General features: G+C 70.7%; 12 protein-coding genes. 9 read left to right on the top strand and 3 right to left on the bottom strand.

Going from position 1 to position 17049, the window contains the following annotated elements; all coding sequences use genetic code 11:
* Positions 1-5 precede the first annotated feature (5 nt).
* The 6 genes from FRAEUI1C_RS26605 (at position 6) to FRAEUI1C_RS26580 (ending at position 7674) form a co-directional block, all read left to right on the top strand.
* Entirely contained in the window at positions 6-962 is a 957-nt protein-coding gene (locus FRAEUI1C_RS26605; RefSeq protein ID WP_013426460.1) for an acetaldehyde dehydrogenase (acetylating), read from the top strand.
* Entirely contained in the window at positions 962-2026 is a 1065-nt protein-coding gene (gene dmpG, locus FRAEUI1C_RS26600; protein WP_013426459.1) for a 4-hydroxy-2-oxovalerate aldolase, read from the top strand. The genes FRAEUI1C_RS26605 and dmpG overlap by 1 nt, the downstream gene beginning before the upstream one ends.
* 58 nt (positions 2027-2084) lie before the next feature.
* Positions 2085-2795 (top strand): IclR family transcriptional regulator, encoded by a 711-nt coding sequence (locus FRAEUI1C_RS26595; protein WP_232425135.1) that lies wholly within the window; start codon positions 2085-2087, stop codon positions 2793-2795.
* Between the two features lie 236 nt (positions 2796-3031).
* Positions 3032-4687, top strand: a complete 1656-nt coding sequence (locus tag FRAEUI1C_RS26590; RefSeq protein ID WP_013426457.1) for an FAD-dependent oxidoreductase — start codon at positions 3032-3034, stop codon at positions 4685-4687.
* Between the two features lie 41 nt (positions 4688-4728).
* Positions 4729-6525: a flavin-containing monooxygenase gene (locus FRAEUI1C_RS26585; RefSeq protein ID WP_013426456.1), complete on the top strand. Its 1797-nt coding sequence runs from the start codon at positions 4729-4731 to the stop codon at positions 6523-6525.
* A gap of 189 nt (positions 6526-6714) precedes the next feature.
* Complete coding sequence (locus tag FRAEUI1C_RS26580; RefSeq protein WP_232425134.1) at positions 6715-7674, top strand: alpha/beta hydrolase fold domain-containing protein; 960 nt, start codon at positions 6715-6717, stop codon at positions 7672-7674.
* Between the two features lie 184 nt (positions 7675-7858).
* On the opposite strand, the gene FRAEUI1C_RS26575 is transcribed toward FRAEUI1C_RS26580, so the two are convergent.
* Both FRAEUI1C_RS26575 and FRAEUI1C_RS26570 read right to left on the bottom strand, forming a co-directional pair.
* On the bottom strand, positions 7859-8161 hold the full coding sequence (locus FRAEUI1C_RS26575) for a hypothetical protein (RefSeq protein ID WP_013426454.1): 303 nt from the start codon (positions 8159-8161) through the stop codon (positions 7859-7861).
* A 1-nt stretch (position 8162) separates the two neighbouring features.
* The gene (locus FRAEUI1C_RS26570) at positions 8163-8528 is read right to left on the bottom strand and encodes an ArsR/SmtB family transcription factor (protein ID WP_013426453.1); all 366 of its coding nucleotides are present in this window, start codon (positions 8526-8528) and stop codon (positions 8163-8165) included.
* 156 nt (positions 8529-8684) lie between these two features.
* Here FRAEUI1C_RS26570 and FRAEUI1C_RS26565 point away from each other — a divergent pair, with 156 nt between their 5' ends.
* Complete coding sequence (locus FRAEUI1C_RS26565; RefSeq protein ID WP_013426452.1) at positions 8685-11906, top strand: NB-ARC domain-containing protein; 3222 nt, start codon at positions 8685-8687, stop codon at positions 11904-11906.
* Positions 11907-11932: 26 nt separating this feature from the next.
* Here the strand turns inward: FRAEUI1C_RS26565 and car are convergent, their stop codons facing one another.
* Positions 11933-15463, bottom strand: coding sequence for a carboxylic acid reductase (gene car, locus FRAEUI1C_RS26560; RefSeq protein ID WP_013426451.1), 3531 nt, complete (start codon positions 15461-15463; stop codon positions 11933-11935).
* 232 nt (positions 15464-15695) lie between these two features.
* On the opposite strand from car, the gene FRAEUI1C_RS26555 reads away from it, so the two are divergent.
* Together FRAEUI1C_RS26555 and FRAEUI1C_RS26550 are read left to right on the top strand one after the other, a co-directional pair.
* Entirely contained in the window at positions 15696-16055 is a 360-nt protein-coding gene (locus FRAEUI1C_RS26555; RefSeq protein WP_013426450.1) for an EthD domain-containing protein, read from the top strand.
* On the top strand, positions 16055-17020 hold the full coding sequence (locus FRAEUI1C_RS26550; RefSeq protein ID WP_013426449.1) for a zinc-binding dehydrogenase: 966 nt from the start codon (positions 16055-16057) through the stop codon (positions 17018-17020). The genes FRAEUI1C_RS26555 and FRAEUI1C_RS26550 overlap by 1 nt, the downstream gene beginning before the upstream one ends.
* The last annotated feature ends 29 nt before the right edge of the window (positions 17021-17049 follow it).

Genomic DNA, 17049 nt, shown 5'->3' with positions numbered 1-17049 from the left:
CAGGGATGACGGAGAAGAAAACCGGGGTCGCGATCGTCGGCTCCGGCAACATCGGCACCGACCTCATGATCAAGATCCTGCGTGGCGACACCAACCTCCGGGTGGTCGCGATGGTGGGCATCGACCCGAGCTCCGACGGCCTCGCCCGCGCCCAGCGCCTCGGCGTGGCCACGACGGCCGAGGGCGTGGCCGGGCTGATCAAGATGCCCGAGTTCGGCGAGGTGGAGATCGTCCTGGACGCCACCAGCGCCGGCGCGCACCTCGCGAACGCCAAGCTGCTGGAGCCCTACAACCTGCGGCTGGTCGACCTGACCCCCGCGTCGATCGGCCCGTACGTGATCCCCGCGGTGAACTTCGAGGAGCACCTCGACGCGCCGAACATCAACATGGTCACCTGCGGGGGCCAGGCCACGATCCCGATCGTCGCCGCGGTGTCCCGGGTGACCGAGGTGCCCTACGCCGAGATCGTCGCGTCCGTCGCGTCGAAGTCGGCCGGCCCGGGCACCCGGGCCAACATCGACGAGTTCACCGAGACCACCGCGCTGGCCATCGAGAAGGTCGGCAACGCGAGCCGGGGCAAGGCGATCATCATCCTGAACCCGGCCGAGCCGCCGCTGATCATGCGGGACACCGTGCTGTGCCTGATCGGCGGCGCCGCGGGGGAGGGCGCCCTTCGTGACGAGGTCCGGGCGTCGATCGAGGCGATGGTGGCCGACGTGGCGACCTACGTCCCGGGCTACCGGCTGGTGCAGAAGGTCCAGTTCACGCCGGTCGACCCGGCCGAGGTGGCGACCCTGCTGCCCGCGGGCGCCGGCCCGGTCGACACCAAGGTCTCCGTCTTCCTGGAGGTCGAGGGCGCGGCCCACTACCTGCCCGCCTACGCGGGGAACCTCGACATCATGACGTCGGCCGCTATGCGGGTGGCGGAGCGGATCGCACAGCGCGCGAAGGCGGTGGCCTGATGACCGAAGCCCCGACGACCGGAGCCCCGGCAGGTTCGGAGGCCTCCGGCACCGCTCCGAGGCCCTACATCCAGGACGTGACGCTGCGCGATGGCATGCACGCGATTCGCCATCGCATCACGCCGGAGCTGGTCGGGCGCATCGTCGAGAACCTGGAGGCGGCCGGCGTCGGCGCGATCGAGATCGCCCACGGTGACGGCCTCGGTGGATCGAGCCTCAACTACGGCCCCGGCAGCAACACCGACTGGGAGTGGATCGAGGCGGCCGCCGCCCACGCGAAGAGCGCGGTGCTCACCACGCTGCTGCTGCCCGGCGTCGGCACGATCCACGACCTGCGCCGTGCCTACGAGATGGGCATCCGCTCGGTCCGGATCGCGACGCACTGCACCGAGGCCGACGTCGCCGCGCAGCACATCGCCGAGGCCCGCAACCTCGGCATGGACGTCTCCGGCTTCCTGATGATGGCGCACATGATCAGCGCCAAGGAGCTGTCCGAGCAGGCGCTGCTGATGGAGTCCTACGGCGCGCACTGCGTCTACATCACCGACTCCAGCGGTCGGCTCACCGTCGACGAGGTCCGCCAGCGGGTCCGTACCTACCGTGAGGTGCTGAAGCCGGAGACGCAGGTCGGCATCCACGCGCACGAGAACCTCTCGCTGGCGGTCGCCAACTCGGTGGCCGCTGTCGAGGAGGGCGCCTTCCGGGTCGACGCCTCGCTGACCGGCCTCGGCGCCGGGGCGGGCAACGCCCCGATCGAGGCGCTCATCGCGGTCGCGAACATCCTCGGCTGGGAGACCGGCTGTGACCTGTTCGCGCTGCAGGACGCGGCCGAGGACATCGTGCGCCCGCTGCAGGACCGGCCGGTGCGGGTCGACCGGGAGACGCTGACGATCGGCTACGCCGGGGTCTACGGCAGCTTCCTGCGCCATGCCGAGATCGCGGCGGCGACCTACGGGGTGGACGCGCGGCAGATCCTGCTGGAGGCCGGCCGGCGCAAGCTCGTCGGCGGCCAGGAGGACATGCTCACCGACATCGCGCTGACGCTGCAGGCCCAGGCGTCCTGAGCCGCGTGGTGATCATCGCCGCCGCGGCGGTCCGGGAGTCGTCTCTATGCTGAGCGGTGTGCCGGAGTTGAGCGCGGGCGAACCGAGCAAGGTGCGCGACGGGAACCAGACGTTCGCCCGGGGGCTGCGCGTCATGCTCGCGATCGCCGACTCGAAGCGGGGGATGACCGTCCAGCAGGTCAGCGACCTGCTGGACGTCCACCGCTCGATCGCGTACCGGATGCTGCAGACGCTGGTCGACTTCGACCTGGCCGCGCGCAGCAGCGAGGGGACGTACATCCCTGGCGCCCGGCTCGCGACCCTGGCCGAGGCGTTCCTGCCAACGCTGCGTGACGTGACGGGCCCGGTCATGCGCTCGCTCGCGGACCGGCTGCAGTCGACGATCATGCTGTTCGTCGGCCAGGGCCCGGACGCGGTGGCGATCGCGATGGCGGAGCCGACGACGGCGTCGCACCACCTGGCGTTCCGGCTCGGCATGCGCACGCCGCTGACCCGGGGCGCCGCCGGTTACGCGATCCTCGCCGCCGGTCCGCCGCTGCCCGGCGAGCCGGAGCCGGTCGCGACGGCGCGGGAACGGGGCTTCGCCCGCAGCCACGCGGAGATCGAGTCCGGCCAGTTCGCGGTCGCGGCGTGGATCCCGCTGACCGGCACCGCGACGCGCGCCTGCCTGAACCTCATCACCTACCGCGAGGACGTCGCGGCCGCCGCCGGGCCCGAGATGCGCCGCGCCGCGGACCAGGTCGCGCGGGTGCTGCGCCGCCAGTCCTAGCGGGCCCGCCGCGGCAGTGCCGCGGCGCGGGTGACGTGCTCCGACCATGCCCTCGTCGGACCTGGCCGGGTGCCCGCCAGGAGTGCGACGGCGAGGTCTTGCCTCGATCTGACCACCGAAGGTAATCTCCGTTTGCTGCACTATCAGAACAGTCGAGTGCATTATCTGCACACTATGCACTCTGCACACCCATGCACGCTGATAGCTGCGCAGTCTCGTGGCAGTGAGGGCTCGCTATGCACAACAGCTACGACGTCTTAGTCCTCGGCTCGGGCGCCGCCGGACTGACCGCCGCGCTGTCGGCGGCGGTCGAAGGCGCTCGGGTCGCTCTCTTCGAGAAGGCCGACCTGCTGGGCGGCACGACCGCGCTGTCCGGCGGCACCGTCTGGATCCCCAACAACCAGCCCGCGCGGGACGCGGGTGTCGAGGACTCGCGCGCCCGTGGCCTGGAGTACCTGGCGAGCCTCTCCTACGGGATGATCCTTCCGGAGCTCGCCGAGGCGCTGGTCGACGGCGGCCCCGAGTACGTCGACTTCATCCACGCGCACACCGACCTGCGCTTCCAGCTCGTCGAGGGCTACCCGGACTACCACCCCGAACGGCCCGGCGGCCTGCCGCGCGGCGGGCGCTCGATCGAGGTCGGCCTCGTCGGCCTGGCCGAGCTCGGCGAGTGGGCGGACCGGATCGCCGGTCTCCCGAACCGGCTGCTCATCCGGGAGACGCCACTCGGCGGCGGGACCGGCGTGCTCCCGGCGGACGTGCTCGCCGACCGCACGCGGGCCGGCTCCGAAGGACTCGGCCGTGGCCTCGTCGCCGGGCTGCTCAAGGCCTGCCTGCGCGCCGGCGTCGAGATCTCCACCAACGCCCGGGGCCTGCGGCTGCTGACCGAGGACGGCACCGTCACCGGGGTCGAGATCGAGACTTCCGCCGGGGTCACCGCGATGCCGGCCGGCGCGGTCGTGCTGGCCACCGGTGGCTTCGAGTACGACGCGGCCCTCGTGCGCGACTTCCTGCGCGGCCCGCTGACCAGGCCGCTCGGCGCGCCGAGCAACACCGGCGACGGCCTGCGGATGGCGATGCGCGTCGGCGCCCAGCTGGGCAACATGCGCGAGGCGTGGTGGGCGCCGGCGGTGAGCTTCCCGGGCGTGCGCCGCGACGGCGGGGAGAACGGCCTGCTGGCCTCGCGTGACCGCGCGCTGCCCGGGTCGGTCATGGTCAACGGGTACGGGCGCCGCTTCGCGAACGAGGCCGCGAACTACAACGCCTTCGGCGGCGCCTTCCACCAGCTGGACGCGTCCCGTTTCGAGTACCCGAACCTGCCCAGCTTTCTGATCTTCGACCAGGCGGTGGTCGACCGGTTCGGGGTGCTGGGCGGTGGCCCGGGCACCCCGGCGCCGGACTGGGTGACCCGCGCGGACACCCTCGGTGAACTGGCGGTGGCCCTCGGCCTTCCCGGCGAGCAGGTCGAGGCCACCGTCGCTGCCTTCAACGAGCACGCCAGGGCCGGGTCCGACCCCGACTTCGGCCGTGGGGAGAGCGCCTTCGACCGGTTCCCCGGTGGCCGGATGCTCGACCCGGACTCGCCCGCCTCGACGCTCGGCCCGGTCGAGACGGCGCCCTTCTACGGGGTACGCGTCGAGTCGTCGCTGCTCGGGACGAAGGGCGGCCCACGGACCGATCGGACGGGACGCGTCCTGGACGTCGACGGGGACGTGATCCCCGGGCTTTACGCCGCCGGCAACGTCATGGCCAGCCCCACCGGCATGGTCTACGGCGGTGCCGGGGCGACCCTCGCGGTCGCCGGAGTGTGGGGGATGAGCGCCGGGCGCGCCGCCGTGCGCGACCGCGCTGTTGTTTCAGGTGTCGCTACCGACTCTGTCGGCGACAGGTGACCCAGGCCGCTCTTGCCCTACGTGTGACAGGGAGACGATGGATGACACAGACGGTTGACCACGCGTCGCGGGAGCTCACCGCTCGGGAAGCGGAGCCGATTTTCGCCAGTTGGGTCACTGGCCTGGCGGCGGCCGTGCGGAGCGGCTCGGAGACCGCGCTCGCTGAGCTCTTCACCGAGGAGGCGTCGTGGCGTGACTTCATGGCCTTCCTCTGGGACTTCCACCACACGGTGGGGCGTGACGAGACGGTCCCGCGTCTCCTGGAGCTCGCGAAGACGTGGCAGGCCGCCGACTTCGCGGTGAGCCAGGAGCAGGCGCCCGTGGTGACCGACGGTGCGATCAACGCCTTCTTCGACTTCACCACCAAGGACCGCCACGACCGCGGCTACGTGATGCTCGTCGCGGACGGCGAGGGTTACCGGGCCCAGATCCTGCAGACCCAGGTCATCGGCCTGCAGGACCACCCGGAGCTGATCCGCCACCGCCGCAGGGAGGGGAAGGTCTACGGCGTCGTGCCGGGCCGGACCCGCTGGACCGACGACCGGGAGAAGGAAGCCTCCTTCGCCGACGCCGACCCGACGGTGCTGGTTCTCGGCGCCGGCCACAACGGCCTGTCGATCGCCGCGCGCCTCGGCGCACTGGACGTCTCGACGCTGGTCATCGACAAGGAGGCCCGGGTCGGCGACCAGTGGCGCAAGCGCTACGCGTCGCTCGCGCTGCACAGCACGGTGTTCGGCGACCATCTGCCGTACATGCCGTTGCCGCCGAACTGGCCGGCGCACACGCCGAAGGACAAGTTCGCGGACTGGCTCGAGTCGTACGCGAAGCTGATGGACATCAACATCTGGCACTCGACGACGTTCCTCAGCGGTCACTACGACGACGAGACGCAGCGCTGGACGATCCAGATCCGGCGCGAGGACGGCGCGATCCAGGAGCTGCACCCGCGCCACTTCGTGGTGGCCGGCGGCATGTTCGGCGCGCCGAAGATCCCGCCGATCAAGGGGCTCGACTCCTACGAGGGCATCTGGTCGCACTCCGACGAGTTCCAGAACGGCGCCGACTTCGCCGGCAAGAAGACCCTGGTCATCGGGGCCGGCGTCAGCGGGCACGAGCTCGCCCATGACCTCTTCGAGCACGGTGCCGACGTCACGCTGCTGCAGCGCAGCGCGACCTACGTCGTCACCTACGAGTCGTACCACCGGTTCTGGTCGACGCTGTTCACCGAGTACATGCCGTACACCCCGGACTTCGCCGACCAGATGACCTATTCGCTGCCCAACCAGCGGGTGGACGAGCTGAACAAGCGACTGGTCAAGGAGGCGGCCGCGGCCGACCGCCCGCTGCTCGACCAGCTGGAGGCGCAGGGCTTCAAGCTGGAGTGGGGCCCCGACGGCACCGGCATCATCGGCGCGCACATGTCCGGCCGGGACGCCTACCAGATCAACATCGGCGCCTCAGAGCTGATCGCCGACGGCCGGGTCCACCTCAAGCAGGGCGTCGAGGTGGCCGAGATCCAGGGCAAGAAGGTCATCTACACCGACGGCACGACCCTCGACGACGTCGAGCTCATCGTCTTCGCGACCGGCTACCACCAGTTCTGGGGGCACCTGCAGCCCGTGCTGGGCAAGGCCGCCGAGAAGATCGACAAGGCCTACGGCCGGGCCGCCGACGGCGAGTACGCCAACACCTGGCGCCGCTCCGCCCAGCCCGGGCTCTGGTTCGGCACCGGCTTCATCCGGATGGCTCGCTTCTACACCCGGTTCATGGCCCTGCTCATCAAGGCCATCGAGGAGGGCATCGAGCCGGTCGACCCGGAGAAGCCGACCGCTGGCTGACCGAGACCGGCTGATCGGGACCAGGCCCGGGCTCGCGCCGCCGTCCCCGCGGCGCGGGCCCGTGGCCACCCTTCGTGGTCGGTCCGGCTCGTGGCTTACCTGTCGCGAGGCCAGTCCGGCTCTGGAATCGAGCGAGGATGCGCGGTGTCTGAAAACGACGCAAGAGGCTCACAAGGTCCCGCCATCGACGTGAATGCGCGGGTGGAGCCGGGAACGTTGGCGATCCTCGACAGCCTGGCCCGCTGGGACCTGACCTCGATCGACACGATCCGCGCCTCCTACGCCAAGGTGGCCGCGCCGCTGACGCCGCCGAACCCGCTGGTGACCAGGACCGACGAGACGATCGCCGGCCTCGACGGCCGGCCGGACGTCCGCGTCCGGTGGTACCGGCCCGCCGACGCCGACCCCGGCGTGCCGTTGCCCTGCCTGCTCTGGCTGCACGGCGGTGCCTACATCATGGGCAACCTAGAGGAGAACGATCACCGCTTCGACCTGATGGTCATCGAGCTCGGCTGCGCGGTCGTGTCGGTCGACTGGCGGCTCGCGCCCGAGCATCCGTACCCGGAGGGGCTGGACGACGCCGACACGGTCTGGCGCCGGCTGGTCGACGACCCGGCGGCCTTCGGCGTCGACCCCGCGCGCCTGGTCCTCGGCGGCGCCAGCGCCGGCGCCGGCCTCGCCGCCGCGCTCTGCCTGCGGCTGCGCGACACCGGCCGCGCGCAGCCGATTCTGCAGCTGCTCGTCTACCCCATGTTCGACGACCGCGAGGTGACGCCGTCGATCCGCGCGATCGAGGATCCGGGCCACTGGGGCCTGTGGCATCTGCGCGCCAACCGGCTCTGCTGGGAGGCCTACCTCGGCGGCCTGGCGGGAGATGACGTCCCGGCGACCGCGGCCCCGGCCCGCGCGACCGACCTGTCCGGCCTCGCGCCGGCCTACCTGGGCATCGGCGACGTCGACGCCTTCCTCGACGAGAACCTCGCCTACGCCGCCCGCCTTTCCCGCGACGGCGTCCCCGTCGAGCTGCACGTCTACCCCGGGGTCATTCACGGCGGTTTCGTCGCGGTCCCGCGCACCCCCCGCACCGCCCAGCTCCTGCGCGACGTGTACGCGGCTCTGGCCACCGCCTTCGCCCCGGGCCCGGCCTGACCTGCCGCCGGCTCCCGGCCCCGGCCGCCGCCCCCCGGCCATGATCGCTGTTTCGGCCCTCGGGTGGTCGTAAACGCGCCCCTGAACACAACCACGCGAGGGCCAAGACGGCGATCATCATCCGGTGCGCACGCTGTTCCGTGGGGCGCCGCGTCGAGTTGTGACCGGTGGCCTCATGGCCGAGTCATTCGACCTCGCGCAGGAGACGTTCCACGCTGGTCAACCGGATGGTCAGGTCCGCGAGCTGCTTGCCGATGTCCGTCAGTTTCTCCGAGGTCTGGTACTGGGCGTCGGTCGCGTCGTTGGCGAGGGTGCGGTAGCTGGATTCCTTGCTGAGGGCGACCTTGGCGCGGGACCGAGCCACCAGGAACCAGGCCAGCAGCCCGACGAACAACAGCGAGATAATCATCGAGCCGAACGTCCACACCATTCCGTCGATCGACCAGGAATGTGCGTCCGAGGCGGCGTCCGCCCACGTCGTGTTCACGTCAGTCTCCGTTCTCGCGTGATTCGGCGGAGCGCCGTTCAGACGCTCCGTCCGCGTCGGTGGTCAGGGTCGCGGCGGCCGCCGCGAGAATCTCGGGCGTGACGGTCAGCGCGAAGGGCGCGACCTCGTAGAACTTCATGGCCTTGCCGTCGTCGGACACCTCGATGTGTGGCGAGACGAGGCCGACGGCCTCCAGCCGGCGCAGATGGACCTGCAGGAGGGGACGGCTCATCCCCAGGTCCCGGGCGAGCTGGCTGACATAGGCGCGCCCACCGACCAGCGCCGCGATCGTCCGGAGGCGGTGGGGGTTGGCAAGTGCCGCGAAGACCCGAACCAGCTCGTCTCCGGTGATCTCAGTCTGTCCCACAACACCTCCTTGGCACCAGCAAGGAAAAGTTTGCATGTGCCGGAGGTGGAAGTCAAACGCCGCCGCGCCGGAGCAGAGCGCGGGCGCGCGGTGGAATGATGCGGTTGGGTTCACGCCGACTGCCGCGGGGCCTCGCGGCGACGGGGGTGAACGCTGATGGACAGGCTGTCGGAGGAGGAGGTCCGCGAACTCGCGGATCTTTATCCGGATCCGGTTTCCGCTCGTCACCTGCTCGTCGCCGCCGGCTGGCGGCCAGGCCGAATGCCCGTGTGGATGATCGACGCCGACACGTTCTGGCGCGAGGTGGCGGAGAAGCTGGAAGGTGGCCTCGTCGCCGACGGGCGCCGTCGCCTGCTCGCGGCGGCCGCGGAACGGTGGCCGGCGAATCCCGTGTTCGCCACCGCGGCGACGGGGGGAGCCAGCCGCCGACGCCTGATACCAGCACCAGCCTGGGTGCCGACGCTTCCGGCCTTCTTCGTCGAGCGGACCGTGGACACGGCGGCCGTCCGGACGAGGCTGGTCGCGGGCAGCGCCAGTCAGGTGGTCGGGGTCGTCGGCATGGGCGGCGTGGGCAAGTCGACGCTCGCGATGGCGATCGCGCACGACCCCGCCGTGCGGGAGGCATTCCCTGACGGGATCCTCTGGCTTGGCGTCGGCCAGCGTCCGGATCCGATCAGCCTTCTCGGCGAGGTTCTGACCGCGTTCGGGGACCGTGCTCAGGTGCTCGACCCGGCTGACGGCTCGCGCCGGCTGCGCGAGGTGCTCGTCGACGCGCGTGCCCTGCTTGTCCTCGACGACGTGTGGGACATCGGCGTCCTCGACGCGCTCCAGGTCCCCGCGGGGACGCGCATCCTTGTCACCACCCGATCCCGGGACACTCTTTACGGGGACGCCGACGTCTACGAGCTGGCGACCGCCGATCCGATGACCTCTCGGCGGATTCTGGCCTCGTATGCCCGTTGTGAGGTAGAGGATCTACCGCCCGCGGCCGATCTCGTCCTGAAACGATGTGACGGTCTGGTCCTCGCGCTGGCGCTCACCGGCGCGATGGTCGGAACGGGCCGCCGCTGGGAGACCGTGGCCGAACGCCTGCGCCGCGCCGACCTCGACGCCATCAAGGCCCGCTTTCCCCACTATCCGCATCCCTCTCTTCTCGTCGCGCTCGACGCCTCGGTCGGGGCCCTGCCGGAGGCCCAGGCGCAGCGGTTCCGTGAGCTCGCGGCCTTCGAAGGCCGCGGCCCTGTTCCGGCCGAGGTCGTCCTGGGCTTCTGGAATCTCACCGGCGGCCTCGACGGCCTCGACGCCGAGGATCTCCTGGACCTGTTCTCGCGGCGCAGCCTGCTCCGGCTCGATCGGGCGACCTCGACGGTCACCCTCCATGACCTGTTGTTCGACTTCGCCAGAGGCGCCTTGACCCGGGACCAGCTCGCGGGCCTTCACGGCAGACTCGCGGCCTGGTTGCTCGACCGCTGGGGCGGACTGGCGGACGATCTGCCCCGCCTCCGGGACGGCGGCGCTCGCGATGACCTCGACAGGTATGGCCTGACCTCGCTCGTCGAGCATCTGCTCGCCGCCGACAGCCTCGTCATCGTCGACCGTCTCCTGTCTCTCGGGGGCGAAGGCCCGGACGGCAGGGCCGTGAACATCTGGCACGCGGCTCACGAGAACCAGGGGACGGCCAACGTCTACCTGGCGTCCATCCGTGCTGCCTCGAAATACACCGAGGGCCAGGCCCCGGCGGACGACGCCACAATGTTTGTCAGGCTGGTCACCTATTCCCTGTTGATCGGTTCGATCGCGAGCCTCGCGGAAAATATCCCAGCCGAACTGATCGCCCTGTTGGTTGAAAATCGGATCTGGCTGCCGGCCCATGCTCTGGCCTACGCTCAGGCGACCCCTGACCCGCATCTCCGGGTCGAAGCTCTGATCGGACTGACGCCCTACCTGCCCGTCACCGATCGCGAGGTAATCTTTCGCCAAGCCTTGGCCGTCGCCACGGCCCTGAGGGGGCCGTACGAGCGTATTGAGGCCCTGATCGACCTCGCGCCGCAACTGCCCGCGTCCGAACGCGACCCGATTCTGCGGGACGTCGCGGCTGCCCTGGCGGACGAGCCGCTGATGCCCTATTTCAAGGCATTGAAGCTAGCCGAGCTCGCCACGTATCTGCCTGCCGCTGAACGCGACCAGATCCTGAACCGGGCCCTGGATATCACCACGACCATCGATCACGAAGTGTGGGGGCTTGACGACAGAATTGCCCCAACGATCTTCGCGTCCGAACACGTACTCGATTTCTGGGATGATGAAAATGGTATGACACTTCATGATCAGACGTATGTGCTGATCCGTATGGCGCCGCATCTAACCGGCGCGTTGAGCGGGCGAGCAGTATCGATCGCGGCACGCCTCGACCCGCCTTCCGTGCGGGCGAGAGCCCTGATCGGCCTGGCGCCGTACCTGCCCGCGTCCGACGCCGACGCTGTTCTACGCCGAGGTCTTGCCATCGCGGCCACCGTTAAAGATCCCTACGATCGCGCGGGCTTGTTCATTGGCGGGGCGGTCGCTTCACCGGCCACCGAACGCGACCAGCTTCTCGTTCGCGCGTTGGCCGGCGCGGTCGCGATCGCCGAGCCGGCCCTACTGGCGAGGACGCTCGCTCAGGTGGCGGCGTGTTGGCCGCCGCACTCCGCGCCAGACCGGATAACCGCGCAGGCGGTTACCGCGGCCGCCTCCCTTCGGTCGCCCCATCGGCGGGCGCGGGCGATGACGTATATCGCGACATGCCTACCCGCGGCGGCGGACGCGGTCCTCGACCAGGCGCTCTCCGCCGCCAACGCCATTGACGTGCCACGGCGCCGAGCGTGGGCCTTGACCGGCCTCGCGCCACACGTGCCGGCCCCGGAACGCGATAGCGTGCTGCGTCAGGCGCTCTCCGCCGCCAGGACCATCGGCGACGGGTACCTCTGGGCGGACCAATGGACAGGCCAGCCGGCCGGCGAGGTTGACGCGCTTATCCGGGACGCCCTGCCGGACGTCACCGTTGACCAGCCCTATGTCTGGGCGCGGAGCCTGGCCAACCTCGCGGCACAAATGCCGGCCCGCGACCGTGCGCCGGTTCTGCGCCAGGCACTCGCCGCCGCGTACGCCGTCGACCTCCTGCGCCTGCGGGCCGAGGCGCTCGCCGGCCTGCTGCCGCACCTGCCTGCCGTCGAGCGTGACGAGGTCCTCCGCCAGACCCTGACGACGGCCTCCCTGGACGGTCGATCGACGATCATGCGCGTCGTCCTCATCATGTTGCGTGACAAGGTGGTAGCCGCGGAGGCCGTGGGCGCCTCGGTGATCTCGGCTCTTCGGCGCTCCCAGGCCTGGTGGCCCTGATGGGGGTACGACTCGCTACCCCGGCGTCAGGCTGGCAGGGGCGGGATCAGACCGAGGTGAGCCATGTCGGTCAGGCACTTGCGGAGGAAGTCCCTGGTCAGGCCGGGTACGGCGGGGCCGGTCGGGAGGGTGCCGACGGCCGCCTGGAACCGCTCGGTGCCGGGCATCGGTTCGACCGGGCGGGGCGTGCGCAGCGAGGCCAGGACCGACAGGGACGAGTGCTGGCGCTTCGCCTCCGGCAGCGCCTTGAGCTTGGTCTCGAAGCGGTCCAGCCAGACGCCGTAGTCGGGCACCCGTTCGACGGGGTAGCCCGCCTCGACGATCCACTCCACGAAAGTGTCGAGCGAGATGCCGTCGTCCGCGTGGTGGTTCATGACGTGATAGCAGCCGAAGCCGTCGTTCGGCTGGGCACCGATTCCCGCGATCGCCGCGGCGACGAAATCCACCGGGAGGCCGTCGTAGTGCGCTTGGGCCGTCGCTCCGGACCGGTAGAACGAGGCCGGCGCGAGCCCGGTCAGAACGACGCTCGTGAGCAGCCGGGTGAAGACGTCGGGCACGTTGATCTGCCCCCGGTACCGCTGGTGCGCGAGCATCATGTCGCCGCGGAAGATGTTCACCGGCAGCCCGAACTCGCGGTGCGCCTGCAGCAGGACCTGCTCCGCCGCCCATTTGCTGACGCCGTAGCCCATTCGGAACCGGTCGAGGTCGATCTCATCGAGCAGCGGCGCGGTCTCATCAGGCACCGAGTCCGCATCGTCCGCTGAGGGGTCTTGGTCGATCAGATAGGTGGTCGCGGCGGACGAGACGAAGTCGAAGCGCTTCTGCCGCCGCGTCAGCGCCAGCCGGACCAGTTCCGCCGTCCCGGCGACGTTCGGTCCGAACAGGTCCTCGTACGGCAGGACGTGGTTGACGAGCGCGCCCGGATGGACGATCCGGTCCACGTCCCGCGCCAGGCGGTCGAACTCCTGCTCGGTCAGCCCCAGCCACGGCTGCGCGACGTCGCCGACGACGACCTCCAACCGGGCGTCGCTCAGCGCGGCGAACCGCCGCCGCAGGTCGGGATCGGTGTCGAACACCGCGGCGAGACGACGCCTGGCCGCGGCCTCGTCGGTCGCGCGCACCAGGCAGACGAGCGTCCCGCCGGTCACCGCGAGGCGTTCGAGCCAGTCGAGACACAGGAAGCGACCGAGGAAACCCGTGGCCCCGGTGAGCAGCACGCAGGTGGACACCGCTGGCGGCGGTTCGACCGGCGCGTTCGCGAGCGTGCCGGCCGGGAGGAAGGCGGCGAGACCCAGGTCGGTGGCGCGCAGGCGGCGGGCACCCGGGCCGTGCACGCGCTCGAAGGTCGCGAGCCGGGTGACGGACGGGTCGAGAGCGGACTCGATCAGAGCAGCCCAGCTCCGTGGGCCGCCCGCGGGGCTGAGGATCGCGCTGACCGGCACGGTGACGCCGAAGATGTCCGCCAGCATCGCGGCGAACGTCGCCGCGCCCAGTGAGTCACCGCCTAGGTCGACGAAGCCGAGTTCGGCGGCCGGGTCGAGGCCGGTGACGCCCAGCGCTACCTCGAGCGCTCGGGCCACCCTGTCCAGGACGCTGGTGGTGCCGTCGAGATCGCGGAGCGCGACGAGGTCCTCGGTCTGGCGGCGTTCGAGCTCCGTGTACAGCTCTTCGAGCCGAGCGCGGTACTTGGCCTCCAGCGCGGGGCGCATGCGCTTGTGCACGCTGGAGAGCAGCCCGTTCTCGTGGGTGAAGGGCTCGTGCTCGACGAGGAAGTCACGGGGCACCTCGAACGTCCGCAGATCCTCCTTCGACGCCACGGCGCGCAGCTCGGCCCGGATCAGGTCGCGCACCGCGGCCTCGGTCGCGCCGCCGCCGAGGCGGTCGCGCACCACGTCGGCGTTGGGGACGACGACGGCGAGCACAAAGGAACGCGACGAGCTGCCGTAGACGAAGATCTGGTCGATGACCGGGCTGCCGTTCTCGAACGTCGTGGCCAGCGCGCCGACGGCCACGAACTCGCTCTGGGAGAGCTTCAGCACGTCGTTGCGCCGCCCGATCCATTCGATCTGGTCCGGGCCGCGTTCCTCCACGATGTCGCCGGTGCACAGGAACCCGTCGGCGTCGAACAGGGCGGCCGTCGCCTCCGGCCGCTTGAAGTAGCCGGGAGTGGCCCGCTCGCTCCTGACGCAGAACTCACCCCGCGGATAGGGCTTGTCCGTGAGCAGGTAGCCGAGCTCCGGGACCTCGCGCAGCCGGTAGTCGAGGACCGGGGGGCGCAGGACCCGGCCCTTGACCGCCATCGTGCCGGCCTCGGTCGAGCCGTAGCCGCCGCCCAGCCGCACCCCGAAACACTCCTCGGTGAAGCGGCCCACCTCGGGTGTCACCGGCGCGCCCGCGCCACCGATCGTGCAGACCCGGTCGCCGAGGAACTCGGCGCGCATCAGCCGCATGACCTCGGCGCGGGCCACGTCGACGTCGAGGCCGTCGGCCGTGCGCCGGACGACCTGGCGGACGAAGTGGTGGTGGATCAGTTCGAGGATCCGGGGAAACGCCAGGACCTCGGTCGGGCGGGTCAGCCGGATGTCCTCGAAGACCGTGGACAGGTCGCTGGCCGCCGTGAAGTTCACCCGGCCGCCGCGGGCCAGCGCCGAGTACACGACGTTGCGGCCCGCCATGTGGTTCAGCGGCGCGAAGGCGAGCCGGATCACCGGGGCCGGGCGCTCCCCGGGATCCCACTGCGCCTTCGTCGTGCGCTCGGTGATGATCACGCCCTTGGGCGTGCCGGTGCTCCCGGACGAGTGGATGAGCAGCGTCATCCGGTCGGCGCCCGCGCCGGCGGCCGGCAGCGGCTCCCACGCGGGCAGCCCGGCAGCGTCGGCCAGCACCTGGTCGAGGGTGACGAGGCGCGCCGCCGAACCGTTGCTGGCGAGTTCCGCCGCCGCCGCGGCGAGGCGCTCGCGGTCCTCGTCGACCCGGGCGTCGAACCCGAGCGCGAGGACCGTCCGGACCGAGGCGTGCGCCCCGGCCAGCGTCGCCGCCAGCGTGAGGTCGGCCAGCTCTGCGGCCAGGAGGGTCGGCGCGGTGTCGGTGAGGATGTCGCCCAGGTTCGCGGCCGCCAGGGTGGCCTGCAGCGGGACGCTCACCGCGAGCGCGTAGGCGGCCGCCAGGTCGACCGTCACGTAGTCGGTGCTCGTGAAACCGAGCACGCAGACGAAGTCACCTGGATCAACCCGGTAGCGCGGGTCGTGCCGCCAGGCGGCGGCCAGGCGCTGGACGCGGTCGTGCAGCGTTCCGTAGGTGATCGTGTCGAAGCCCGCCAGATGGGACCGCTGGGCGCGTCCCGCCTCGTCCTGGATCACCTCGTAGCCGCGTCGGCCCAGGGCCGGCCGTGCCGCGTAGCCGTCGAGGACGGTCGTGATGACCTGCTGGTACGACAGATCGGGCCGACGGACCCGCGCGGTGACGTCGGGGTCGGGCCGCAGGGCCTGTAGCTCGGGGTCCGTCGCCGTCAGCTCGGCGAGGCGTTCGGCCGGGCTACGCACATCCATCAGAGACATCGCTGTTCTGCTCCCGTCGGCTCGCCGGTTTCATGAACGTCTGTGGTTCCTCGACTCCGTCGAGGGGTGGGAGGCCGCGCGCCCGGGTGTGGTCACCGTTCGGCGGTGCCGTTAATCATACTGCTGCGGTTGATTTTAGCCAAGAGGGCCGGTAGCCTGCGGTGGTGCCACACCGGCGAGGAGGAGATCGGGTGACGTCGGACCAGAGGCTGGTTCCCGCCGGGCGGGCGCGATGATTAAAATCGTCGCCCTCATCAAAAGACGGCCGGACCTGACTCGTGAGCAGTTCCGCGACTACTACGAGCATCGGCACGCCCCGCTCTTTCACCGGGTAATCCCGGACGAGGTGGCGACCGCCATCGTGCACTATGTGCAGAACCACGCGGTCACGCTCGGGCGCGGTAGTACGGACACGTTGTATGACTGTGTGACGGAGATCGGTTTTGTCGACCGGGACCAGTTGGCGGTCTGGAACCGCTGGTATCTTGGCGACGACGGGAAAGTGCTGCGCGACGATGAAGAGAATTTCATGGACAAGGACAAGCGAATCGTGATCGTCGCCGACGTCTGTGACATCGGGATCGTCCGCTGATGCTGGCCGCGACGATGAACCGCGTGGATCCGGACGACCCGCTGGCGGGGCTCCAGGTCGGTGAGCACCCGGAGCCGACGGCTCCCGAGGGCTGGAGCGTCGTGACGGTCAGGGCGGCGTCGCTCAACCACCACGACATCTGGTCGCTGCGTGGCCACGGCCCCCGGAACGCGCCCCTGCCGCGGGTGCTCGGCTCGGACGTGGCCGGCGTCGACGAGTCCGGCAACGAGGTCCTGATCCACTCGCTGATCAACGATCCCGCGTGGACCGGCGACGAGGTGCTCGACCCCAGGATCTCCATGCTGTCGGACTTCCATGACGGCGGGCTGGCCGAGCGCATCGCCGTGCCGACGCGCAACCTGGTGCCGAAGCCGGCCGGGCTGTCCTTCGAGCACGCGGCCTGTCTTCCGACCGCCTGGCTCACCGCCTACCGCATGCTGTTCGTCCTGGCCGGGGCGACCGCGGGCACGACGGTGCTGATGCAGGGCGCCGGCGGCGGCGTGGCGACCGCGGTGATCATGCTGGGCAAGGCCGCCGGCGTCCGGGTGTGGGTGACGGGCCGGTCCGAGGAGAAGCGCGAGCGGGCCGTCGCGCTCGGCGCGGCGGCGGCGTTCCCGCCCGGGGCGCGCCTCCCGGAGCGGGTCGACGCGGTCATCGAGACCGTCGGCGCGGCCACCTGGGCGCACTCGATGAAGGCCGTGCGAGCCGGCGGCATCATCGTCGTCGCCGGCATGACCTCGGGATCGCACCCGCCGCTCGACATCGAGCGCGTGTACCTGGCCAACCTGCGGATCGTGGGTACGACCATGGGATCTCGCCACGACCTGGAACAGCTCGTCCGGCTGGTCGTCGACCAGAATCTTCGGCCGCCGATCCACGAGGTCATCCCGCTCGCCGAGACCCAGGCCGGCTTCCAGGCCATGCTCGCCGGCGACCTCTTCGGCAAACTCGTGGCCCGGCCCTAGCCCGCCCCCGCTGGCCGCCGGCCAGCCTC

This window comes from Pseudofrankia inefficax (genome assembly GCF_000166135.1).
Taxonomy (GTDB): domain Bacteria; phylum Actinomycetota; class Actinomycetes; order Frankiales; family Frankiaceae; genus Pseudofrankia; species Pseudofrankia inefficax.
The sequence above is the reverse complement of the archived record's forward strand: the minus strand, read 5'-3'. Positions and strand labels throughout refer to the sequence as shown.